This window comes from Mycetocola sp. Y791 (assembly GCF_059445325.1).
Genome location: NZ_JCAIUC010000004.1, coordinates 174,431 through 196,986, shown reverse-complemented (window position 1 = coordinate 196,986; position 22,556 = coordinate 174,431). Strand labels below are relative to the sequence as shown.

Here is a 22,556-nt window from a genome sequence, read left to right as displayed (position 1 = left end):
CGAATCGTGAACACTCAGACCGCCGGCGCGCACATGGCCGAAGAACTCCAAAGCCAGCCAGCGGTATGGGCACAGGCCGTCGACCTGGTCGCTGAGCCGAAGCTTCTTCCCCAGGCGGGTGCGAAGGTCGCGGTCGTCGGTTGCGGCACCTCCTGGTTCATGGCTCAGTCCTACGCCGCCCTGCGCGAGAACGCCGGCCTCGGAGTGACCGACGCCTTCGCCGCGTCCGAAGCGTTCGTCGACCGTGACTATGACGCCGTCGTCGCAATCACTCGCTCGGGAACCACGTCGGAAGTCCTCGAACTGCTCGGCGGCATCCGCGGCAAGGTCCGCACCATCGGCATCGTCGGTGACACCTCGAGCCCCCTCGTCGACGCGGCCGATGACATCATCGCCCTGCCGTTCGCCGACGAGAAGAGCGTCGTCCAGACCCGCTTCGCGACAACGGCGCTGACCTTCCTCCGCGCATCGACCGGGGCCGATGTCTCACAGTCCATTGCCGACGCAGAAACCGCCCTCACCGAAGAACTGCCGGAACAGCTCATCGGAGCAGAGCAGGTCACGTACCTCGGTCGTGGCTGGACGGTTGGCCTCGCCCACGAGGCCGCACTCAAGATGCGCGAGTCATCGCAGGCCTGGACCGAGTCATACCCGGCGATGGAATACCGCCACGGACCGCTCGCCATCGCCGCCCCCGGACGCGCTGTCTGGCTGTTCGGCGAGATGCCAGCTGGCCTCGACGCCGACGTCGCTGTGACCGGCGCGCACTTCGAGCACTCGGCGCTCGATCCCGTCGCCGACCTGGTCCGCGCCCACCGTGTCGCCCTCGAGCGCTCACTCCGCGCGGGACTCAACCCCGACCTCCCGCGGAACCTCACCCGATCCGTCATTCTCGGCGCATGATCGAAACCGCCCCACCCGGCCAGCTGGGCACCGGCCCCGCTGTCCTCGCGTTCGATGTGGGCGGGACCGATACCAAGGCAACACTGGTTGGCACTGATGGCCGCCTGATCGACACGGTCCGGGTACCGACACCGCACTCCGTCGACGGCACAGGGGATGCCGTGCTGGCGCAGGTCGAAACCCTGGCCCTCCGGTTCCGTGCCGCGCACCCCGACACCGACATCCGCGCGGCTGGACTCATCGTGCCCGGCCTCGTCGACGACGAACTCGGCATCGGCGTGTTCTCCGAGAACATCGGCTGGCGGGATGTGCCGTTCCGCGCGCTCGCCGCCGAACGACTCGGCGTTCCCGTGTACTTCACCCACGACGTCAGGGCAGCGGGGGCCGCTGAGTACCAGCTCGGGAGCGCTGGCCAGTACTCGAACGTGCTCGTCGTCGTGATCGGGACCGGCATCGCCGGCGCGGTCTTCATCGACGGGAAACCGTACTCAGCTCACGGGTACGCCGGCGAAATCGGGCACTCGGTGGTCAGCCCCGGCGGGACCCTGTGCGCCTGCGGCGGTCGCGGCTGCCTCGAGGCGATCGGGTCGGCGGGCGCGATCAGCCGGCTGTACCGCGCTGGCCTGCCAGCCGGCGACCACGTCGACGGCCCTCTCGGCGCCCGTGAGGTGCTCGAGCGGGCCCGGTCCGGTGACCCGCTCGCGCAGCGGGTGTGGTCGGATGCGACGGATGCCATCGGCCTGGCGCTCGCCCAGAGCGTCGCATTGCTCGCCCCGGAGGCCATCGTGCTCGGCGGCGGACTCGCCCAGGCGGGCGACGCCCTGTTCGAACCGGTCGCCGAGCGGATGAACTCCTTCCTCACCTTCCACAGGCGGCCGGTCCTCCTCCCGGCGACGGTCGGCGAAAATGCGGGACTTGTCGGTGCCGCCCTCGGCGCCCGCGGCATCCTCGACCCATCGGCCGGTGCCCCGTGATCGTCACGGTCACGCCGAACCCGGCCGTGGACATCACCCTCACCCTCGACCGCCTGGACCTTGGGCACACCCACCGGGTCGCACCGGGCATCCGCCGGGCAGGAGGCAAGGGGCTCAACGTCGCGAGGGTTTTGACGAAGATGGGTGAAGACGCGCTCGTCGTTGCGCCGGTCGGGCGAAACGACCTGGACTGGTTCGGCTCGGATCTCGGACGCATTCCATCGAGCCTCGTCGAGGTTCCCGGCAGCGTGAGGCAGTCGACCGCCATCGTCGAACCGGACAGGACGACGATCATCAACGAGACGGGCGTGGCCATCGACGCAGGGGCCTGGGCCGAGCTTCTCGCTGCCGTCACCGGTCGACTGGCCGACGCGACCTGCCTCGTCATCTCCGGAAGCGTCCCGCCCGGATGCCCTGACACCCTCTACGGTGATCTCGTCGCCGCCGGTCGCGCTGCGGGCATTCCCGTCATAGCGGATGCCACGGGCATGCAACTGCGAAACGCTGCTGTTGCCGGTGCGACGGTTCTCAAACCCAACGCGAGTGAACTCCTCGACACCACGGGCGAATCAGATCCGGTCGCCGGCGCTCGCGCGCTCCAGTCGATGGGCGCCGGCCTCGTGCTCGTGTCGCTCGGCGAAGCGGGCATGATCGCTGTTCCCGCCGACCCGGCGGAACCCGTGCTCGCGGCTCGGCTCGGCCGCGTCCTCGCCGGCAACCCGACGGGTGCCGGCGACGCCGGCGTCGCCGGAGTGGCAGCACTCCTGGCGCGGGACACCCGCGCACACCTCGACACACGGGCGATCCTCACCAGGGCGACAGCCTGGTCGGCCGCGGCCGTACTCGAACCCATCGCCGGCGACGTCGACCCGGGACGAATCACCGACCTCGAACGCGAGATCACCACCTCCCGTTACCAGGGCCACCCCACGACAACCACGGACGAGAGAAAGTCATGACGCTCGAGACGACGAGAACCCTGATCGACCACGCGTACAGGAACGGGACGGGAATCGGCGCTTTCAACGTGGTGTCGCTCGAGACGGCCGAGGGTCTCGTTTCGGCGAGCGAGCGCGCGGGTCTCGGCGTCATCCTGCAGATCTCTGAGAACTGCGCCCGCTACCACGGCTCGCTCGGTCCGATCGCGCGCGCGACGCTCGCCCTCGCCGAGGGCGCGTCAACGCCGGTCTCCGTCCACCTCGACCACGCGGAGGATGAGTCGCTCGCACGGGAGGCCATCGACCTCGGTTTCAGTTCGGTGATGTACGACGGGGCGAAGCTCGAGTACGCCGACAATGTCGCGGCGACCCGGAGGGTGGTCGAGGCCGCCCACGACGCCGGCGTGTATGTCGAGGCGGAGCTGGGCAAGGTCGGCGGCAAGGACGGCGCCCACGCTCCCGGCGTCCGCACCGATCCCGTCGAAGCCGTCGCCTTTGTCTCCGACACCGGGGTCGACGCGCTCGCCGTCGCCGTCGGCTCCTCACACGCGATGACAAACCGCGTGGCATCCGTCGATCTCGACCTGATCGCAGCGCTGCGGTCGGCGCTGACCGTGCCCCTCGTGCTGCACGGCTCCTCGGGTGTCGCCGACGCCAACATCGTTGCGGCCATCGGCTCCGGGATGACCAAGATCAACGTGTCGACCCACCTCAACGGCTTCTACACCCGCGCCGCGCGCGCGGTACTCGACAATGACGACGCGATCGTCGATCCGCGCAAGTACCTCACCCCCGCTCGGGAAAGCCTGAGCCGGGAGGCACAACGACTCCTGACACTCTTCGCGCGCGGGATGACAACGACGGAAGCACTCGATGAATCGCGATGAGCGACTGCGCGCCGTACTCGACCTGCTCGCTGAAAACGGGCAGGTCGAGGTCGACGACCTGACCGCGTCACTCGGAGTCTCCCCTGCGACCGCTCGCCGTGACCTCGACACTCTCGCGAGGCAGCAGTTGCTGACCCGCACCAGGGGCGGCGCCGTCGGTAATTCAGTCGCATACGACCTGCCGATCAGGTACCGGCACGAATCGAACGCCGAAGCGAAGCAACTGATCGCGCAGGCGGCGAGCGCCCTGGTTCACCGCGGCAGTGTCGTCGGCTTGTGCGGGGGCACAACGGCGACCGCGATCGCGACGGTACTGTCGACGCGATCCGACCTCTCGGAACCGTCCCCGGAGCCGAGCCTCACGATCGTGACCAACGCCGTGAACATCGCCGCCCAGCTCGCCATGCGCCCGCAGTTCAAGGTGGTCGTCACCGGCGGAGTGGTGCACCCGCGATCGTACGAACTCGTCGGACCGTACAGCGACATGGTTCTCGAGGGGGTGGCGCTCGACCTGGCCTTCATCGGGGTCAACGGCGTCGTGCCTGAGCACGGCGCTTCGGTCAACGACGAGTCGGAAGCGCACGTCAACCGGCTGATGGCGTCGAGGGCCGCCCGCGCGTTCATGGTTGCGGACTCCACCAAGATCGGTGTTCGGTCGTTCGCGACGGTCGGCGGGGCCGAACTCTTCGGCAGTTTCATCACCGACGACGGGATCACCGCCGAGCAGAAAAGCGCGTTCGCCGCCGACGGCATCGACGTTATCGTTGCATCGTGACTGAACTCGCTCCAGCGCCCATCGACCTCGTCATTCACTCGGTCACGCTCGTCACGGGCGGGCACGTCACGCCCGATGCGTTCGTGGCCCTGTCCGGCGACGTCATCGCTGCGGTCGGCACCGGGCCGGAGTGGACACAGCTTGGCGCGGCAGAGACCGTGAACGGGGAAGGCCTCACCCTCACTCCCGGCTTCATCGACATCCACGGGCACGGGGGCAACGCGCGATCATTCGATGACGGTGCCGACAGCATCCGCTCGGCCCTCGAGGTACACCGCAGCCACGGCACGACCCGGTCCGTGCTCTCGCTCGTCACCGCAACCGTCGACGACCTCGTCGATCGGGTCGGCACCATCGCCGACCTCGCCGAGGCGGACCCGACGATCCTCGGTTCTCACCTCGAGGGACCCTTCCTCGACATTGGCAGGCAGGGTGCCCACAACCCTGAGCTGCTGCGCGCTCCTGACCCCGAGAGCATCGACCGCCTCGTCACAGCGGCTCGCTGCACGCTCAGGCAGGTCACTCTCGCCCCCGAACTGCCGGGAGGCCTCGACGCCATCCGTCAGTTTGCCGACGCGGGCGTCACAGTGGCGGTCGGGCACACCAGCGTCGACTTCGACGGCGCCCTCGAGGCGTTCGAGGCGGGGGCAAGCATCCTCACCCACGCGTTCAACGCGATGAACGGCATCCACCACCGCGAACCGGGACCGGTCGCAGCCGCGACCTCCTCACCATCGGTGACCCTCGAGATCATCAACGACGGTGTCCACGTTCACCCCGAGGTCGTTCGGATGGCATTCGCTTCCGCACCGGGCCGAATCGCCCTGATCACGGATGCCATGGCTGCAGCCGGTTCGGACGACGGCGTCTACCAGCTTGGTTCGCTGTCGGTCACGGTGACGGACGGTGTCGCCCGGCTCACCGACGGCGACTCGATCGCCGGATCGACGCTCCTGCTCGACGAGGCGCTTCGGCGTGCGGTGTTCGACGTCGGCATCGAACTCACGGATGCCGTCACGGCGCTCACGACGACGCCTGCCCGCGCGATCGGGCGCGCTGGCGACCTCGGGCAGCTCGCGCCCGGTTTCGCTGCCGATGCCGTGCTTCTCGACGACGACCTCACCGTCGTCGGCGTGTGGGCAGCGGGCGACCGGGTCACTTAGCGCCGAGACCATCAGTTCCGGTCGAAAACACCCCGCGCAACTGATGCGCTCGACCGCACGTGATGCGCTCGCCTGCCGGACCATTCACCCGTGCGGTAACGATGCCCTCTGTGCAAGGCTGTCGTCATGCCGCTCACCGACCCCAGGGACGACCTCGCCATCTACCTGCAGCGCGCCAGAGAGGCGCTCCTGTGGAAGCTCGACGGGGTGTCGGAGTACGACGTTCGCCGCCCGCTCGTTCCGACGGGCACGAACCTGCTCGGCCTGATCAAGCACATTGCCGGCGTCGAGGCTGGATACCTCGGCGAGACCTTTGGCCGGCCGTTCCCCGAACCGCTGCCGTGGATGGACGACGATGCCGAGCCGAACGCCGACATGTGGGCAACGGAAGACGAATCGCGAGAGTCGATCATCGCGTTGTACCGACGCGTGTGGAAACACTCGGATGCCACTGTCGCCGCCCTCGATCTGAGCGCCGTCGGGCGGGTGCCCTGGTGGCCGCGGGAGAAGAGCGAGACCACCCTGCACCGGATCCTCGTGCACCTCGTCGAGGAAACCAACCGGCACGCGGGCCACGCGGATATCGTCCGTGAACTCATCGACGGTTCCGTCGGGCTCAGGGCCGGCACGTCGAACCTGCCAGCGGAAGACGAGAGCTGGTGGGCGAGCTACGTCAACCGGCTCGAGCAAACCGCGGTGGCCGCAGCCGATCGCGCGGCGACCTGACGCGCCAACCCGGCCCCGGCTCGGCAGTGCGCACTCGTCCGCAGCTGGCACCCGGTAGCGTACCGGGAACGGAGGTGAATATGCAGGCTCCTGAACCGGTTCTCCCGACAGAGGACATTCCGGACGCGCCCGTCATCGTGCTGCTGGCGAGCGCCCTCCTCGGCCCTGCCGCCTGGGAACCGGTCCAGCGCGAATTACGCCGTCGGGGACACGAGGTGGTCATCGCTCCGCCCGCCGACGAGCCGGACCCCGTAACCCCGATCGATGCGGCCCTGGGCTACGCGACCGCGGTTCCCGCCGACCGCACGGTCATCCTCGTGCCGCATTCCAATGCGGGCAACTTTGTCCCGACGCTGATCGACATCCGCACGGTGGCCTGCGTGGTGTTCGTCGACGCGGTCGTTCCTGTCTCGTCGGGTATCCAAAAGCTCGCGGTAGCCGCTGTGCTCGACCGGGTCGAACCCCTCGCCGACGAGGATGGCCTGCTCCCCGTCTGGACTGACTGGTTCGACGAGGAAGACATCGCCAGACTCTTCCCTGACCCGGCGACGAGGTTCCACATCGAAGCGCAGCAACCCCAGCTTCCCCTCGATTTCCTCCGCGGCGCGCTCAGGATCGACGCGGGCTGGGACACGACGCCAGCCGGTTACCTCGCCTTCGGCTCGACCTACGCCGATGAGGCTTCCCGGGCCCGATCACGCGGGTGGCCTGTCATCGAACTGGACGGCCGCCACCTCCACATGCTCGTCGACCCTGCCGGCGTCGCCAACGCGATCCTCGACCTCGTCAGTCGTGCAGCGCCACAACCCTGAAACCACCCGACAGACGGATGCCGTCAGTACGTCGCGTTGAGCTGTCCGTCCCGGCTATTTGTCGGGTTCGCCCGCGGTTCGTTGTTCGTAGGCGGCCCCGGTATCGGCGTCGGGACCCGTTGCTGCTGCCGCCCTCTCCCGCTCGATCCGCTCGACCCGGTCGGCGAGCTCATCCCGGATCAACAGGTCACGACGCAGGTGATTCGACCGGTAGGCGGCTCGCGCGACCATGTGCGCGGTGATCGGAGCTGTCAGCCCCTGGAAGATGATGATGGCCGTGAGGAGCGCGAAGGTCGCTATCCGCGGGTCGTTCACGGCGACACCGGCAGAGGCGCACATGAGGCCGAGGATCTGCGGCTTCGTTGCGGCGTGGAGCCGGGACAGCACGTCGGGGAACCGGAAGAGACCGATACCCGCTGCAGCGCACATCAGCGCGGCAACCATGACGAGGGTGATGGTGATGATTTCGCGAACGCTGTCCCAGATCATGTCTCATCCTGTTTCGCCATGAAGCGGGCAAAGCTCACCGAGCCGAGGAATGCGAATGCCGCGAGAACGAGGATGACGGGCAGCGTCTCGGTGTGCTGGTTGAAAGCCATTTCACTTCCGAGCACACACATCACCGTGGCAACGAAGACGTCGGAGGCGATGACGCGGTCGAGCAGGCTCGGCCCCTTGATCACCCGGTAGAGCGCGGCGACAGCCCCGATACTGAAGAGCACACCGGCGATAATGATCGCAATCTGCATCAGGAGCCTCCTCCCGTGTCGGATCTGGTCAGGTGGTTGGGCTGGCGCACCCGCCAGACGTCGTCGTTCGAACCGATGGCCATGACCAGTCGTTTCTCCGTGGCGAAAACCTCGTCGCGGAACTCCTCAAGGTCCTGCTCGGTGCGGACGTTGATGACGTGGACGTAGAGCACGGACTCCTGACGGTCGACGTCGACCACAATCGAGCCGGGAACGAGCGAGATGGCTTCGGCGGTGAAGGTCATGATGAGGTCGGACCGGGTGTCGAGCGGAATCGCGATAACAGCGCTCGACGGCTTGTACCTCGGGTTGATGACCAGCCAGGCCACGTCGATTGACGCCCGCGCGATGTCGACGATGAGCCGGACGAAGAACACCAGGAGGTACCAGACGTTGACGCGGCCGCTCAGATCGATCGCCGGCAGGTAGAACATCAGCGAGATCACCACGGCGAGAATCACTCCGGTCAGGACCGTAAGCACCGTCACCTGGCCCCACACCAGGCACCAGAGCACAACGAGGCCGCCAAGCAGCGCGAACTGGCTGACCGCCCTGATGTGGTGTCCCGAGTCTGAACTCATCGCACACCCCCCGGAAACACGGCCTCGACGTAGGTGGAAGAGACTTCGAAATCGGATGCCGTGCGCTCGGCGAAGGCGAAGAGCGGCCCGGCGAAGAGAGTGAGGCAGACGGTCAGCGCAACCATTCCTGTGGTTGCACTGAGCATCAGGGCGGGGACGCGCTTGGACATCACGGTGACGCCCCGGTCCTCCGGGCCCTCCGCAAGCGACTTGAGCAACGGGGATGAATAACCCTCGACCTCGCTCTCCGACCGCCAGAAAGCCATGTTCCAGACTCGCGCAAGCGCGTACAGCGTGAGCAGGGAGGTGAGTGCTCCCGCGGCGATCAGCAGGTAGGACAACGGCGTTCCCAGCTCGACGCCGGCCTCGAACAGGCCGATCTTGCCGAGGAATCCGGAGAACGGCGGGATGCCCCCGAGGTTCATCGCGCCGATAAAGAACAGCACTGACACGAACGGGGACGCCTTGAGGATGCCGCCGAGCCGGTTGATCGAGGTCGTGCCGCCAATCCGTTCCACGAGTCCCGTCGCGAGGAACAGGGTCGTCTGCACGATGATGTGGTGGATGATGTAGAAGATCGTCGCCGCCAGTGCGGCCTGACTCCCGATGGCGATACCGAAGATCATGTAGCCGATGTGGCTGACGAGGGTGAACGACAACAGCCGTTTGATGTCGGCCTGCGCCAGGGCCCCGAGGATCCCGATGAGCAGCGTGAGCAGGGCGATGATCATGAGCGGAACGTCGATATCGACGTCGGTGAACATCACGGTGTCTGTCCGGATGATGGCATAGACGCCGACCTTGGTCAGCAAACCGGCGAACACCGCCGTCACGGGTGCCGGTGCCGTTGGGTACGAGTCGGGGAGCCAGAACGACATCGGGAACACAGCAGCCTTGACGCAGAACGCGACGAGGAGCGAGATGCACAGGATGAGCTGCACATCCATGGGAAGGTCCCTGACCCGCTCGGCGATGAGTGCGATGGTGACCGTGCCGGTGGCCGCGTAGATGAAAGCGATCGAGGCCAGGAAGATGATCGACGACGTGAGACTGATGATGATGTAGGTCACGCCGGCGCGGATGCGCGCACCTGTTCCACCGAGCGTCAGGAGCACATAGCTCGCCGAGAGCAGCATCTCGAACCCGACATACATGTTGAACAGGTCGCCGGCGACGAAGGCATCGAACAACCCGGCCGACAGCACGAGGTAGGTGGGGTGGAAGATCGTGACCGGTGTATCCCGGTCGCCGTCGGCGATACCCTGGCCGGCGGCGAAGATGAGCACACCGAGGAGCATCAGCGCGGAGATCAGCACCATGATGACCGCGAGCCGGTCGGCAACGAGGACGATACCGAACGGGGCATCCCACGCACCGACATCGACGACGACAGCTCCGTGCCTGTCGACGTGGACGAGCAGGATGGTCGCCAGCACTGAGACCGCGCTGAGCGCGAGAATACTGACCGCGACCTGCGCACGGCGGTAAGCGCTGAGAACCAGCGCGAGGGCGGCGGCGAAGAGCGGGATCAGGACGATGAGCGGCAGAATCGCGGTCATGTGCGTCTCCCCTTCTCGTTCCTGCCTGTGTCGTCCGAACGGTCCGGGCCGGAAGAATCGTCCCGGCCCTCTGCGTCGCCCGGGTCGTCCGGATGCTCGTCGCTCGCCGCAAGCAATTGCTGGATTGCCGCGTCGTCGAGGTCGACGGCATCGAACGTTGCCTCGGTCAGCGCCTGGGTGTCTTCGGTGTGCTGGTCGGGTACAACGTCGCCCTGGTCGCCGAGCTGCGCGAGCCACCACGACCGGTAGATGAGCGCGAGGACGAAGGCCGTGATCCCGAAGTTGATCACGATGGCGGTGAGCATGAGAACCTGCGGCACCGGGTCGACCATCGACTCGTCGGATGCCGTGCCCGTGACGATCGGCGCGCTGCCGCTCGGTCCGCTGACGAGCAGGATGAGGAGGTTGGTGGCGTTACCGACGAGCATGAAGCCGATGAGCACGCGGGTCAGCGAGCGCTCCAGCATGACGGTAATCCCGACCGCGTAGAGAATGGCCATGAGGATGATGAGTGTCAGTGACGCGGTCATCGCACTGCCTCGCTCTCGGAGAAGTCGTCCTGCGCTTCGCCCGACAGGTCTGCGTCCTCCTGCTGGCGGTCGATCTCAGCCCCGAGGCTGCGAAGGATATCGAGCGTGAGGCCGACCACGACGAGGTACACCCCGAAGTCGAAGATGGTCGACGAGCCGAACGACAGGTGTCCGAGGATCGGCACGTCCGCCTCAAGGTAGACCGACTGCAGTGCAGCGCCGCCGAAGAACATCGAGGCGATGGCGGTGCCAACGGCGAGGGCGAGGCCGAGTCCGAGGATCTTGCCGGCGTCGACGGGGATCGCCTCGGCTAGCTCGTAGCGGCCGCCGGCAAGGTAACGGGCGACGAGCGCGAGCCCCGCGAGCAGTCCGCCGGCGAACCCTCCTCCCGGTGCGTTGTGCCCGGCAAAGAGCAGGTACACCGACACCACGATTGCCGGGTGGAAGAGCAAACGCACCAGGACCTCGAGCAGGACTGACCTGTGGTCGCGGGCGAGCGTCCGGCCGGCGAGCAGCCAGCTCATCCGGTTCGAGCTGGCCTCGGGGCCCGGTGCGAGCGGGTCGACGACAACGCGGCGGCGATTGCGGCCGCGGCGCTGCTGCTTGGATCCGGAGAGCCGCGGAATCGGCCCCGTCCTCCCAGTGACGAACAGGAGGCTCGCGATTCCCGTTGCGACAACAACGAGGACGGAGATCTCCCCCATGGTGTCCCACGCGCGAATGTCGACGAGGACGACGTTGATGATGTTGAGGCCGTGCGCACCTTCAACAGCGAGCCTCGGCCATTCGGCGCCGATGCTCTCGGCCTGCCGCGCACCGAGCGCGATGATCGCAACGACAGCCATCGTGAACCCGACGGCGACGCCGATCGCGGCTCGAAGAATCCTCCGCACCGGCTTGTTCCGCTGCGCGATTCTGGTCGGCAGCCTCCGCAGCACCAGAACGAAGACGACGAGCGTCACCATTTCGACGAGGGCCTGTGTGAGCGCGAGGTCGGGTGCGCCGTGCAGGGCAAAGAGGGCGACCATTCCGAAACCTGTGGTTCCGACGAGCAGCACCGCGCTCATCCGCTGCTTCGCCTTGCCCGCCATGACCGCAGCCGTCGCGACGGCAACGGCGATGAGGACCTGCTCCGGGTAATCCCACAAGCGGATGCTGTCCGGCCAGCTTCGGTTCATGGCGGACGCAACCCCGAGTGTCAGCACGTAGACGACGAGGATCGTGCCGAGGTACTGGGGCAGTCCGCCGCGCTGGGCGAAGATCGTCGTGCGAGCGGACAGCCGGTCGATGAACTGGATGATGAGCCAGTAGCCGCGTGAGCTATCGAACATGGGCGACACGGCATCCTGGACCCTGGCCACCCATTTGCGCCGGATGAACAGGACGACACCGAGCAGCACCACGACCGCCGACACCGCGAGTGCGGGTTCGAAGCCGTGCCACAGCGCCAGGTGGTACTCCCCGTGACCTGGCATGGTGTCCGCGTACGGCTGGAAGAAGGGGTCGACGGCGGACGCACCAACGCCGAGTGCGATCGTGGCAGCCGCGAGGATCGCGGGAGCGGTGAGAATGCCCCAGCCGTCGGAGTGCAGGGCCGTCGGCGCGCGATCAGGCCGAGTCGCGAACGCGCCCCAGAAGAAGCGGATGCTGTACGCCACGGTCAGCACGGAGCCGACGGCTGTGCCGACAAGCGCCACCCAGCCCCAGACGTCGCCGGCCCGCCCTGCTTCGAGGAACGCGGTGAAGACGGCTTCCTTCGCCACGAAACCGAAGAGGGGCGGGATTCCGGCCATCGATGCAACAGCGATGAGGCTGATCGCCGCGAGCATCTTCGACTGCCTGCCGATGCCCGAGAGTTTGCGCCAGTCGCGGGTGCCTGCCCTGTGATCGATGATGCCGACGACGAGGAAAAGCGCTGCCTTGTAGATGGCGTGGGCGACGAGCAGCGCGGCGCCGGCGATTGCCGCGTCGTATCCACCGAAGCCGACGATCACCATGAGGAAGCCCAGCTGGCTCACTGTGCCATAGGCGAGGACGAGCTTGAGGTCGTACTGGCGCAGCGACCGCCAGGCGCCGACGAGCATCGCCAGCACTCCGAGCGACACGAGTACCTCAACCCAGCCAGGCGTATCCGAGTACCCGGGGGCCAGGCGCGCCACCAGGTAGATACCCGCCTTCACCATCGCGGCGGCGTGGAGATACGCGCTCACCGGCGTTGGCGCAGCCATCGCGGCTGGGAGCCAGAAGTGGAACGGGACGATCGCAGACTTGGACAGCGCGCCGACGAGGATCAGGAGGATCGCGACGGTGGTTGCCGGTGAGCTGAGGCCCTGGTCGACGATCGAGGCGATGAATGTCGTTCCGGCCTGAACGCTGATCATCACAACGCCGATGAGCATCACGAGCCCGCCGAACGTTGTGACGAGGAGCGCCTGGAGCGCGGCACCCCTGCTCTCCTTGCGATCGACGTAGTGCCCGATGAGCAGGTAGCTCAGCACGCTCGTGATCTCCCAGAACATGAACATCACGATGATGTCGTCGGCGGTCACGAGTCCGTACATCGTGCCGGCGAAGGCGAGCAGGAGAGCCGCGAACCGGCCGAGGCCCGGTTCATCGCTGGAGAAATATCTGGCGCAATAGACGAGGACGAGCCCGCCGACACCGGTCACGATGAGAGCGAGCAGCCAGGCGAGAGTATCGACCCGGAACGACAGCGCAATACCGAGCTGAGGGATCCACGGGATGGTCTCGACGATGGAACCGCCCGCGAGAACGGTTCCTGTCTGCGTCAGGGTGTAGACGAACGCGCCGAACGGAAGCACCGAGATGACGTAGAAGACCCGCGTCGACAACCAGCTGGTGAGGATGTTCGTGGCGCACGAAACCACGAGGAAGGCCAGCAGGAGAAGCGCCATGGAGGTCTCTCGGGTTTGGATCGATTGGTCTTCAGTTTAACCGACGGAGGAGGAGTCCCTGACCGGTCGTTCATCCCGCGACCGTGACCGGCGCTCGGTGACGTGGATGGTCAGGACAATAATCACGAGTCCGAGCAGGGTCAGCGTGACGTTCGCGACCGGAAGGAATCCGACACCCTGCCAGTCCAGGAGGACCGCGCCGACCAGCGCTCCCCCGCCGATCCCGGCGTTGAACGCGGTGGTGTAGAAGGCGCTCGCGGTGTCCCGGATCCTCGGGCTTGCGGTGTGCAGCATCCTCGTCTGCAGGAGCGGGGCGATCAGGCCGAACGCGAGCCCCCAGACGATGAGGGCGAGGCCGGAAAGCCACAGCGTCGACGTCGACATGGCCATCACAGTGACGGCGACAGCTGTCGTTGCGAGCGCAGCGATGAGACCCATCGACGTTCTCCGTGCGAACACCGTGCTCGTGAGCACGAGGCCGACCGCGCCCGCTCCCCCGTAGATGAAGAGAGCTGCACTGAGGTGCTCCGGCGCGAGGCCCATGCTGTCGGTGACGAACGGCGCGATAAAGGTGTAGAGCGCGTAGTGGCCGATCATGACAATGGCGACGGTGACACAGATCGCCGCGACGGGAAGAACCGTCGGGTCTCGCCGCGGTTCCGACTCAAGCCGGGAAGGGATGGGTTCCCGTTCCACCTTCGGCAGCCAGCGCAGCACCGCGAGGGCACCGAGGCCGAGGGCGATGGCAATCGCCGCAAACGCCCAGCGCCACCCGATCGACTGACCAAGAACCGTCCCGAGCGGAACCCCGAGCACGAACGCGAGGGTTCCGCCGCCGAGCGTGATCGATACGGCACGCGCGATCTGGTCCTTGGGCACCAGGTGTGCGGCGTACGCGGGGACGAGCGCCCAAAACAGGCCGTGCGCAAGGCCACCGAGCACCCGCGACGCGACGACGAGTTCGTAGGTGGGCGAAATCGCCGTGAGCAGGTTACTGAGACCGAGCACGATGAGGATGCCGACCATGAGTGCGTGTCGCGGCAGGCGAACGGTCGCCGCGGTGAGCGGCGCGCTCGAGACGACGACGGTGAATGCGAAGAAGGTCACGAGCAGGCCCACCTGCGACGGCGTGACGCCGAGGGAGCGGCTCATCTCGGGCAGGAGCCCGGTCGGGATCATCTCGCTCGAGACGGAGAGGAAAACTGTCGCGGCGAGCGCGATCAGGCCGACCCAGGGGAACGGACCGGCGGCGGGCGCGGCGGCGCGCGGGTGTGAAACGGAAGATGTGGTCATCGGGGATATCCAACGATGGCGTTCACTCGATCGGCCGTACGGCAGGATCCGAGTTCGTCTACGCGCTGGTGTGCGCGCCCAGGGCCGACGGAACGCGCCGACCAGAATCGAGTCTACCCGACGCTTCCCGAGGCGACCCGGACGCCCAACGCTCGGAAGAGCATCCGTCACCGGTTAACCTTGAACAGTGATCACAGCTTCCGCACACCACGAACCTCAGAACCACTGGGTCCTCACCTTCGTCTGCAGCGACCAGCCCGGCATCGTCCACGCGATCAGCGGGGCCGTCGTCGCCGCGCGCGGCAACATCACCGAGAGCCAGCAGTTCTCGAGCGCGGATACCGGACGGTTCTTCATGCGCCTGCAGGTCGAGTCACCGGGCAGCCGTGAGGACTTCGAGGCAGCGATAGCCCCCGTTACCGAGAACTACGACATGACCTGGCGCCTCGACGTGGTCGGACGCCCCCTGCGCACGCTCGTACTCGCGTCGACAGCGGCGCACTGTGTCAACGACCTGCTGTTCCGGCAGCGGGCTGGACAGCTCCCCGTCGAGATTCCGCTCGTGCTCTCAAATCACGGCACCCTGCGCGACCTCGCGTCGTTCTACGGCGTTCCGTTTGAATCGATCCCGGTGACGGATGCCGCGTCGAAGGCGGCGTTCGAACGGCGCATTCTCGACGCGGTCGACGAGTTCGACATCGAGCTCGTTGTGCTGGCCAGGTACATGCAGATCATCTCCCCCGAACTCTGCGAGCGCCTCGCCGGCCGGGCCATCAACATCCACCACTCCTTCCTCCCCGGATTCAAGGGAGCGAACCCGTACCGCCAGGCACACGCCCGTGGTGTGAAGCTCATCGGCGCAACGGCGCACTTCGTGACGAGTGACCTCGACGAGGGACCGATCATCGAGCAGAACGTGGTTCGGGTCGATCACTCGCGCAGCGCGTCTGAGCTCGTCGCGATCGGCCAGGACGAAGAGAGCCGCACCCTTACCCAGGCGGTCAAGTGGTTCGCTGAAGACCGGGTCCTGCTCGACGGTGCGCGCACCATCATCTTCAAGTAATCCACACGACCGCCCTGCGGCCCGGCGCGCTGGCCCCACCTAAACTGGAGGGGTGTCAGATACCTCGCAGCCCTCAGTAACACCCAACGACATCCTCAGGCTCTTCCTCGAGCTCTTCGCGATAGTGTCTCTCGGCATCTGGGGCTTCCTGGCCTGGTCGCTGCCATGGAACTTCGTCATCGGCATCGGCGCTCCGGTGATCGCCATCCTGCTGTGGGGGCTCTTCCGCTCGCCCAAGGCGGTCTTCCACATCGACCCGTACGGCAAGGCACTCATCGAACTCGCCGTCATGGGCGCTGCCGCACTCGCGTGGTGGGACCTCGGCGTCCCGTTCGTTGCCCTCGTCTTCGGCGTCGTCGCCGTCATCAGCGGCGTGGTGAACGGCCGACGCGAGTTCAGCCGATGAACGTCGTCGGCCAGCTGGTCGCCGAGCTTGGCACCGCCGTTGTGACGGATGCCGCTTCGCTGGCGCTCATGCAGGCCGACAAGTCCGGCCACGTGTCGGCATCCGCCCCTCTCGCCGTGGTCACCGCGACGTCGGTGGCCGACATCGCCACAACGCTGCGCATCGCCAACGCGACGGGAACGCCCGTCGTGACTCGCGGCGCGGGCACCGGTCTTGCCGGTGGCGCCATCGCGTCTGGCGGTGAGATCGTGTTGTCAACGCTCGCCATGGACCGCGTGCTCGAGATTAATCCGGCCGACCAGCTCGCGGTGATCGAACCGGGCATCCTCAATGGTCGTTTCAACGAGATCCTCGCCGAGCATGGATTCTGGTTCGCACCGGACCCCGCCTCAAAGGCGATCTCCACCGTCGGCGGGAACATCGCGACCAACGCTGGCGGGCTGCTCTGCGCCAAGTACGGCGTCACGCGCGATGCGGTGCTCGGCCTTACCGTCGTGCTCGCGAGCGGCGAGGTACTCGAGCTCGGTCACCGCAGTGTCAAGGGTGTCACCGGGCTCGACCTGACCGCGCTCTTCGTCGGTTCGGAGGGACTGCTCGGTGTGATTGCCGGCGCGACAGTGCGCATCCGGCCGCTCGTCGCCGGTGCCGTAGCGACGATCGCCGCCTATTTCCCGACGGTGACGGATGCCGCCGCAGCGTCCGCTGGGATCACCGCCGCCGGCATCCAGCCGGCGGTGATGGAGATCATGGACGCGGCGTCGCTCGAGGCCACCGCGACCCTGCTTGCCCTCCCCTCCGTCTCCACCGGCGAGGCGCACCTCGTCGTGCAGACCGACGGACCGGCCGCAGCGGCAGAAGCGGAGGCGGCGCTCGGCATCATTCTCGCGATGGGCGGGCGGGCGGAACTGTCGACGGACCCCGTCGCCGGCGAGCAGCTCCTGGCCGTTCGTCGGGCCATGCACCCCGCGATGGCCCGCCTGGGAACCACCCTGATCGAAGACGTCTCTGTTCCCCGGAGCGCACTGCCGGCGATGTTCGCGGAGATCGTCCGGATCGAGCAGGCATACGGCATCCGGATTCCCACCGTCGCCCACGCCGGCGACGGCAACCTCCACCCCAACTTCATCTTCGATGGCCCTGAGGTTCCCGACCTGATCTGGCGCGCGGCCGACGAGCTGTTCGGAGCGGCGTTGAAGCTCGGCGGCACCCTGACCGGTGAACACGGCATCGGGATCCTCAAGAAACGCTGGCTGGGCGATGAACTGGGCGAGACCCAGCTCGAGCTCCAGCGCAGCATCAAGGCGGTTTTCGACCCGAACGGCATCCTCAACCCGGGCAAGGTCTTCTAGCCCGCCGCATCCCCTGCCACGAGCTGCGCCACACTTGGCCCGCACTCGAAAACATCAGTTCCGGTCGAGCGCATCAGTTGCGCCGGGTGTTTTCGACCGGAACTGATGGTTTCGACCCTCGGCCGCCCCGACGGGCACCGGCTCCGGCTCCGCGCGAGTCGGCTACCGCGCCACGTCCCAGGCCACGAGCTGCGCGACGCTCTCGGGGGTTGTGTCACCGATGAGGATTCCTCCGGGCGCCGACAACGGTGCGAACCCCGCTGCTGTGGCGATTTTCGGGTGGGCGTCGAGGATCACAAAGCGCCCCTCTGACGCCGTGTTGAGCGCGGCAGCGACGATCCCAAGCAGGTGGGCGTCGAGCTCTTCCCACATCAGCGCTTCACCCGGCTGAGCCAGTTGTCCGTCTGGCCCGACCGCGTTGTCCTGCATCGCCCAGGTGAGCACGCCATGAATCGGACCGCTGATGGTCGCGGTCACCGGCTCGTCGCCGTCGATATCCCAGATAACACCCGACTCCCGGCCGGATTCGTACCGCGTGAGGTAGCGGATCATCTGGGGGTCGAGAACGCCGCGCTCGACGCTGAACGGCAGGATCACCAGCTGGTCGATGACGCGAGGGTCTCCTGCCATCGCGAGCTCGAGAAGGGAGACCTCACCGCGCTGGTAACGCTCAGCGGTGCGCTGGCCATCGATATCGCCGGGCTCAAGCGCGAAGACGCGGGAGTCGGTGAACAGGACAACCGTGTCGACGTTGAGGGCAGAGCGCGCCACCAGGAGCGGCCCGGCGAGAGCGTCGAGGGTGGGCAGCGCGAAAGCGAAGACCTGGCGGCCACCGCTCCAGCCCTCGATGACCATCGACCAGTCCGACTGGGCGTCGCCGATCGCTCGTTCACGGCGCATCCGGGCGCGAGCAGCCAGTTGCCCAGGCGAGAGCAGGTCGACCACCCTGTCGCTCAAATCCCCTGCCACTCGGGCTTGTTGTCGTACGTGTACCGGTAGTAGTCGGCGAGCCTGAGTTTCGACGCGGCCGCTTCGTCGACGACGACCGTCGTGTGCGGGTGCAGCTGGATCGCCGAACCGGGAAGCATCGAACTCAGCGGTCCCTCCACAGCCGCGGCGACAGCATCCGCTTTGCCTTCACCGAACGCGAGCAGCACGAGGTGACGTGCCCGCAGGATGGTGCCGAGGCCCTGTGTGATGCAGTGCATGGGGACCTGGTCGGGTGAGTCGAAGAACCTGGCGTTGTCTGAACGGGTGCGCTCGGTGAGTGTCTTCACACGGGTGAGGGAGGCGAACGACGATCCTGGCTCGTTGAAACCGATGTGACCGTCGGAACCGATGCCGAGGATCTGCAGGTCGACCCCGCCAGCCTCGTGGATCGCTCGCTCGTAGTCCGCACCGGCCGACCGGATGGTTTCAGTCGCTCCGTTGGGAACGTGAATCCGCTCCGGCACCAGTCCGAGCGGTTCGACGACCTCGCGGTTGATGACTGATGTGTAGCTTTCGGGGTGGGACGCCGGCAGCCCGACGTACTCGTCAAGGGCGAAGGCTGACACCTTGCCGAGGTCGATATCTCCCACTCGCGCCGCAAGTGCCTCGTACACCGGCAATGGCGTCGACCCTGTGGCGAGGCCAAGAACCGCATCGGGCTTCGACGCGATCAGCGACAGGATGGCGTCAGCCACCAGGTCACCGGCGGCACGGGAGTTTTCGACGATCACAACTTCAGCCATGGACTCACATTCTTCTTTGGTGCGGGGGTAATAACTGCTCACAGTCTGCCATGCGGCGCGGCCCCGCTTCTTCGGCGATGCCAGCAGCGGCAGGGGTTCCCCATCTTCACGCTGATACAGTCAATTCGATTACTCATCGCTCTCACCCAGCACTTTCTTTCAGGGGGAACTTGTGTCCAGGAACCGAACAACCAGCGCGGCAACGATCGGCATCATTGCCGTTCTTGGCCTTTTCCTCACCGGGTGCGCCAGTGGGCAGTCGCAGGCGGAGGCCTGCTCCATCGTGCAGTCAACACTCGAGGATGCACAGACCGAACTCAGCGAGAGCGTTTCATCGTTCGGGAACGACCCGGTCGCCGGCGCTGAAGCCGTGACCGAGCTCTCGGAGACCTTCTCGGAGGCGAACGACAAGATCACCAACGACGACGTCAAGCCGGAAAGCACGAAGGCCACAGAGGCGCTCAGCGGTTTCGCGGAACAAATGGAAATCGCGGCCGCTGACCCCGATAACGCGGACCAGACGGCGCTCACCGATGCCATTACCGAGGTCCAGACCACCTTCGGCGACCTGCAGGCGGTCTGCCAGGGCTAACCCCCGCAGCACAACGAAAACGCTCCCCGATCCACAGGATCGGGGAGCGTTTTGTTGTTGCTGGCTTTAGCCCAGGCGAGCCTTGAGGTTCGCCGTGATCTCGGCGAGGAACTCTTCGGTGGTCTGGTACGGCTGCTCGGGTCCGACGAGGAGCGCGAGGTCCTTCGTCATCTTGCCCGACTCGACGGTCTTGATGACGACGTCCTCGAGGGTCGACGCGAACTCGATGAGAGCGTCGTTGCCGTCCAGCTTGCCGCGGTGCGAGAGCCCGCGGGTCCAGGCGAAGATCGACGCGATCGGGTTGGTCGACGTCGGCTTGCCCTGCTGGTGCATGCGGTAGTGGCGCGTCACAGTTCCGTGTGCGGCCTCAGCCTCGACAACCTTGCCGTCCGGTGTTGCGAGAACACTGGTCATGAGACCGAGCGAACCGAAGCCCTGCGCGACGGTGTCAGACTGCACGTCTCCGTCGTAGTTCTTGCAGGCCCAGACGTATCCGCCCTCCCACTTCATGGCGGATGCCACCATGTCGTCGATGAGGCGGTGCTCGTAGGTCAGTCCAGCGGAATCGAACTGCTCTTTGAACTCAGCGTCGAAGATCTCCTGGAAGATGTCCTTGAACCGGCCGTCGTATGCCTTGAGGATCGTGTTCTTCGTGGAGAGGTACACCGGGTAGTTACGGGTGAGGCCGTAGTTGAGGCTCGCACGCGCGAAGTCGCGGATTGACGCGTCAAGGTTGTACTGAACCTGGGCGATGCCGTCGCTCGGGGCCTGGTAGACCTCGAACTTCTGCGGCTCGGAACCGTCCTCCGGCGTGAACTCGACCGTGAGTGTTCCCTTGCCCTTGAAGAGGAAGTCGGTGGCGCGGTACTGGTCACCGAAAGCGTGACGACCGATGATGATCGGCTTGTTCCAGCCCGGTACGAGACGCGGGATGTTGGAGATGATGATCGGCTCGCGGAAGATCACGCCGCCGAGGATGTTACGGATTGTTCCGTTGGGGCTCTTCCACATCTTCTTGAGGCCGAATTCCTCAACGCGGGCCTCATCGGGGGTGATCGTCGCGCACTTGACGCCGACGCCGTGCTTCTGGATGGCGTGAGCAGCATCGATGGTGATCTGGTCATCCGTCTCGTCACGCTTCTGGATGCCGAGGTCGTAGTACTCGAGGTTCACGTCGAGGTACGGGTGAATCAGGGTGTCCTTGATGGACTGCCAGATGATGCGGGTCATCTCGTCGCCATCGAGCTCGACGACTGTGCCTTCAACCTTAATTTTTGACAATAGAAAGCTCCTAGCTTGTGGGGCCTTACCGACCGTCGTCAAGCTTACCTGAGAGCCGCAACTACCTTGATATCGAGAGATTTCAGGTTGTTGGCGATCAGCTCGCGAGTCGCAGCGCGCACTGCACGGTGAACGCGTTCCGTGGGGCGGTGACGTCGAAGCCCAGCACCTCGGACACCCGGGCCAGCCGGTACCTGATCGTGTTGGCGTGCACGTCGAGCGCTCGCGCACAGCCCTCGATCGAGCGGCCACTGTCGAGGTAGATGGCGATGGTTTCGAGCCAGTCGCTCGCGCCGTCCTGCAGCGGAACCAGGACGCGTTGCAGGAGCGCCGTTCGGGCGTCGGCATCACCGTTGAGTACGCGCTCAGGCAAGAGCTGATCGGCGCTGACAATCGTCGGCACCTGCAGCCAGGTGTGAGCGACCCGCGCACCGAATACCGCGGCCCGGGCACTCGTGGCCGCATCGGCCATCGAAACGACCACATCCCCGAGAACGGTGGTTTCCGACAGCGTCGCCGCGACGATGTCCCGTGCTATCTGCTCGACCCGAGCCAGCGCGACGGCCACGTCGTTCGACGCGGCCTGGGCCGCGTGCTCGCCCGCATCCGCCACCGGTAACGACAGAACGAGGATGAAGCGCCCGTTGCGCACACCGGCGAGCGCATCGGCGCCCGCGGCCCAGACCGCGCGGCGCAGCCGGTCTTCGTCGACGGTATCGCCGACGGCACCGACGACGACAACGCTCGCTCCTCCCCCGCGCCAGCCGACAGCACCGAGGCGATCGGCCAGATCGGCGACCCCTCGGCCGGCGAGAACCGAATCGATGGCCAGCTGCTCGAGTCGCGGGTCCCACAGCCCTGGCGACGCGCGGGAGACCGCGTAGATCTCGGCCGCTTCGAACGCCAGCTGACGGGAGAAGTCGAGGCTGGCTTCGCGGTACGCAGCGGCCTCGGGACCGATGAGGCTGTCTTCGACGGCGGCGACGGACACCCGGATCAGCTGCAGCGTCTGCTCGAGGCTGATCGAACGAACAAGCTCGGCGGGCGCTTCGCCAAACACGCGCGGGACAGCCGACGGGTCCGGGTGCGAGCAGTATGAGACGAACGCCTCGATGAGCGACCTCGTGATCTCTTCGATGGCCGCCCGCCTCGCGGCGGGGAGCACCTGAAACCAGGGCAGTTCGCCGTCCATCCGCGCCAAAACCCGAACAAGCAGTTCACGACCGGTGAGCGTTTGCCCCTCGGCCTCCGATCGGCTCGAGTGCGGTGACACTGACGACATTTCCCACCTCCGCACTCGATGGTACGCGTCGGACAGGCCTCGGAG

23 protein-coding genes are annotated in these 22,556 nt (G+C 66.4%); 12 read left to right on the top strand and 11 right to left on the bottom strand.

Features of this window, described 5'->3' with window-relative positions:
• Positions 1-6: 6 nt before the first annotated feature.
• The 8 genes from AC1C2N_RS13995 to AC1C2N_RS13960 all read left to right on the top strand — a co-directional run bounded on the left by AC1C2N_RS13995 (position 7) and on the right by AC1C2N_RS13960 (position 7,178).
• Positions 7-903, top strand: coding sequence for an SIS domain-containing protein (locus AC1C2N_RS13995; RefSeq protein ID WP_495434320.1), 897 nt, complete (start codon positions 7-9; stop codon positions 901-903).
• On the top strand, positions 900-1,877 hold the full coding sequence (locus AC1C2N_RS13990) for an ROK family protein (protein ID WP_495434319.1): 978 nt from the start codon (positions 900-902) through the stop codon (positions 1,875-1,877). Before AC1C2N_RS13995 ends, AC1C2N_RS13990 begins: the two co-directional genes overlap by 4 nt.
• Positions 1,874-2,836, top strand: a complete 963-nt coding sequence (locus AC1C2N_RS13985) for a 1-phosphofructokinase family hexose kinase (protein WP_495434318.1) — start codon at positions 1,874-1,876, stop codon at positions 2,834-2,836. Before AC1C2N_RS13990 ends, AC1C2N_RS13985 begins: the two co-directional genes overlap by 4 nt.
• On the top strand, positions 2,833-3,702 hold the full coding sequence (locus tag AC1C2N_RS13980) for a class II fructose-bisphosphate aldolase (RefSeq protein ID WP_495434317.1): 870 nt from the start codon (positions 2,833-2,835) through the stop codon (positions 3,700-3,702). The genes AC1C2N_RS13985 and AC1C2N_RS13980 overlap by 4 nt, the downstream gene beginning before the upstream one ends.
• Positions 3,689-4,477, top strand: coding sequence for a DeoR/GlpR family DNA-binding transcription regulator (locus AC1C2N_RS13975; RefSeq protein WP_483404805.1), 789 nt, complete (start codon positions 3,689-3,691; stop codon positions 4,475-4,477). The genes AC1C2N_RS13980 and AC1C2N_RS13975 overlap by 14 nt, the downstream gene beginning before the upstream one ends.
• Positions 4,474-5,640 (top strand): N-acetylglucosamine-6-phosphate deacetylase, encoded by a 1,167-nt coding sequence (gene nagA, locus AC1C2N_RS13970; RefSeq protein WP_495434316.1) that lies wholly within the window; start codon positions 4,474-4,476, stop codon positions 5,638-5,640. The genes AC1C2N_RS13975 and nagA overlap by 4 nt, the downstream gene beginning before the upstream one ends.
• A 126-nt stretch (positions 5,641-5,766) precedes the next feature.
• Positions 5,767-6,366 carry a DinB family protein gene (locus AC1C2N_RS13965; protein WP_495434315.1) on the top strand — a complete coding sequence of 200 codons (600 nt, stop codon included), beginning with the start codon at positions 5,767-5,769 and terminating at the stop codon, positions 6,364-6,366.
• Positions 6,367-6,446: 80 nt separating this feature from the next.
• Positions 6,447-7,178, top strand: coding sequence for a hypothetical protein (locus AC1C2N_RS13960; protein ID WP_483404808.1), 732 nt, complete (start codon positions 6,447-6,449; stop codon positions 7,176-7,178).
• Between the two features lie 54 nt (positions 7,179-7,232).
• Here the strand turns inward: AC1C2N_RS13960 and mnhG are convergent, their stop codons facing one another.
• Genes mnhG through AC1C2N_RS13925 form a run of 7 tightly spaced genes read right to left on the bottom strand, consistent with a single transcriptional unit; the run spans position 7,233 to position 14,805 of the window.
• On the bottom strand, positions 7,233-7,667 hold the full coding sequence (gene mnhG / locus AC1C2N_RS13955) for a monovalent cation/H(+) antiporter subunit G (RefSeq protein WP_483404809.1): 435 nt from the start codon (positions 7,665-7,667) through the stop codon (positions 7,233-7,235).
• Entirely contained in the window at positions 7,664-7,927 is a 264-nt protein-coding gene (locus AC1C2N_RS13950) for an MrpF/PhaF family protein (RefSeq protein WP_108391684.1), read from the bottom strand. The genes mnhG and AC1C2N_RS13950 overlap by 4 nt, the downstream gene beginning before the upstream one ends.
• On the bottom strand, positions 7,927-8,508 hold the full coding sequence (locus AC1C2N_RS13945) for a Na+/H+ antiporter subunit E (protein ID WP_483404811.1): 582 nt from the start codon (positions 8,506-8,508) through the stop codon (positions 7,927-7,929). Before AC1C2N_RS13945 ends, AC1C2N_RS13950 begins: the two co-directional genes overlap by 1 nt.
• Complete coding sequence (locus AC1C2N_RS13940) at positions 8,505-10,067, bottom strand: Na+/H+ antiporter subunit D (RefSeq protein WP_495434314.1); 1,563 nt, start codon at positions 10,065-10,067, stop codon at positions 8,505-8,507. The genes AC1C2N_RS13945 and AC1C2N_RS13940 overlap by 4 nt, the downstream gene beginning before the upstream one ends.
• On the bottom strand, positions 10,064-10,597 hold the full coding sequence (locus tag AC1C2N_RS13935; RefSeq protein WP_483404813.1) for a sodium:proton antiporter: 534 nt from the start codon (positions 10,595-10,597) through the stop codon (positions 10,064-10,066). The genes AC1C2N_RS13940 and AC1C2N_RS13935 overlap by 4 nt, the downstream gene beginning before the upstream one ends.
• Positions 10,594-13,512, bottom strand: a complete 2,919-nt coding sequence (locus AC1C2N_RS13930; protein WP_495434313.1) for a Na+/H+ antiporter subunit A — start codon at positions 13,510-13,512, stop codon at positions 10,594-10,596. Before AC1C2N_RS13930 ends, AC1C2N_RS13935 begins: the two co-directional genes overlap by 4 nt.
• Before the next feature lie 36 nt (positions 13,513-13,548).
• The gene (locus tag AC1C2N_RS13925) at positions 13,549-14,805 is read right to left on the bottom strand and encodes an MFS transporter (protein WP_495434312.1); all 1,257 of its coding nucleotides are present in this window, start codon (positions 14,803-14,805) and stop codon (positions 13,549-13,551) included.
• Positions 14,806-14,995: 190 nt separating this feature from the next.
• On the opposite strand from AC1C2N_RS13925, the gene purU reads away from it, so the two are divergent.
• Genes purU through AC1C2N_RS13910 form a run of 3 tightly spaced genes read left to right on the top strand, consistent with a single transcriptional unit; the run spans position 14,996 to position 17,623 of the window.
• Positions 14,996-15,868 (top strand): formyltetrahydrofolate deformylase, encoded by an 873-nt coding sequence (gene purU, locus AC1C2N_RS13920; RefSeq protein WP_483404984.1) that lies wholly within the window; start codon positions 14,996-14,998, stop codon positions 15,866-15,868.
• Between the two features lie 52 nt (positions 15,869-15,920).
• Complete coding sequence (locus tag AC1C2N_RS13915) at positions 15,921-16,274, top strand: YrdB family protein (protein ID WP_108962855.1); 354 nt, start codon at positions 15,921-15,923, stop codon at positions 16,272-16,274.
• The gene (locus tag AC1C2N_RS13910) at positions 16,271-17,623 is read left to right on the top strand and encodes an FAD-binding oxidoreductase (RefSeq protein ID WP_495434311.1); all 1,353 of its coding nucleotides are present in this window, start codon (positions 16,271-16,273) and stop codon (positions 17,621-17,623) included. The genes AC1C2N_RS13915 and AC1C2N_RS13910 overlap by 4 nt, the downstream gene beginning before the upstream one ends.
• Positions 17,624-17,785: 162 nt before the next feature.
• On the opposite strand, the gene AC1C2N_RS13905 is transcribed toward AC1C2N_RS13910, so the two are convergent.
• Both AC1C2N_RS13905 and nagB read right to left on the bottom strand, forming a co-directional pair.
• Positions 17,786-18,592, bottom strand: coding sequence for a hypothetical protein (locus AC1C2N_RS13905; protein WP_483404817.1), 807 nt, complete (start codon positions 18,590-18,592; stop codon positions 17,786-17,788).
• Positions 18,577-19,356: a glucosamine-6-phosphate deaminase gene (nagB, locus tag AC1C2N_RS13900; RefSeq protein WP_495434310.1), complete on the bottom strand. Its 780-nt coding sequence runs from the start codon at positions 19,354-19,356 to the stop codon at positions 18,577-18,579. The genes AC1C2N_RS13905 and nagB overlap by 16 nt, the downstream gene beginning before the upstream one ends.
• A 172-nt stretch (positions 19,357-19,528) precedes the next feature.
• On the opposite strand from nagB, the gene AC1C2N_RS13895 reads away from it, so the two are divergent.
• Entirely contained in the window at positions 19,529-19,948 is a 420-nt protein-coding gene (locus tag AC1C2N_RS13895) for a hypothetical protein (protein WP_495434309.1), read from the top strand.
• A gap of 66 nt (positions 19,949-20,014) precedes the next feature.
• Here AC1C2N_RS13895 and AC1C2N_RS13890 read toward each other — a convergent pair whose 3' ends face one another.
• Positions 20,015-21,229, bottom strand: a complete 1,215-nt coding sequence (locus AC1C2N_RS13890; protein WP_495434308.1) for an NADP-dependent isocitrate dehydrogenase — start codon at positions 21,227-21,229, stop codon at positions 20,015-20,017.
• A gap of 97 nt (positions 21,230-21,326) precedes the next feature.
• The gene (locus AC1C2N_RS13885; protein WP_495434307.1) at positions 21,327-22,511 is read right to left on the bottom strand and encodes a PucR family transcriptional regulator; all 1,185 of its coding nucleotides are present in this window, start codon (positions 22,509-22,511) and stop codon (positions 21,327-21,329) included.
• Between the last annotated feature and the right edge of the window lie 45 nt (positions 22,512-22,556).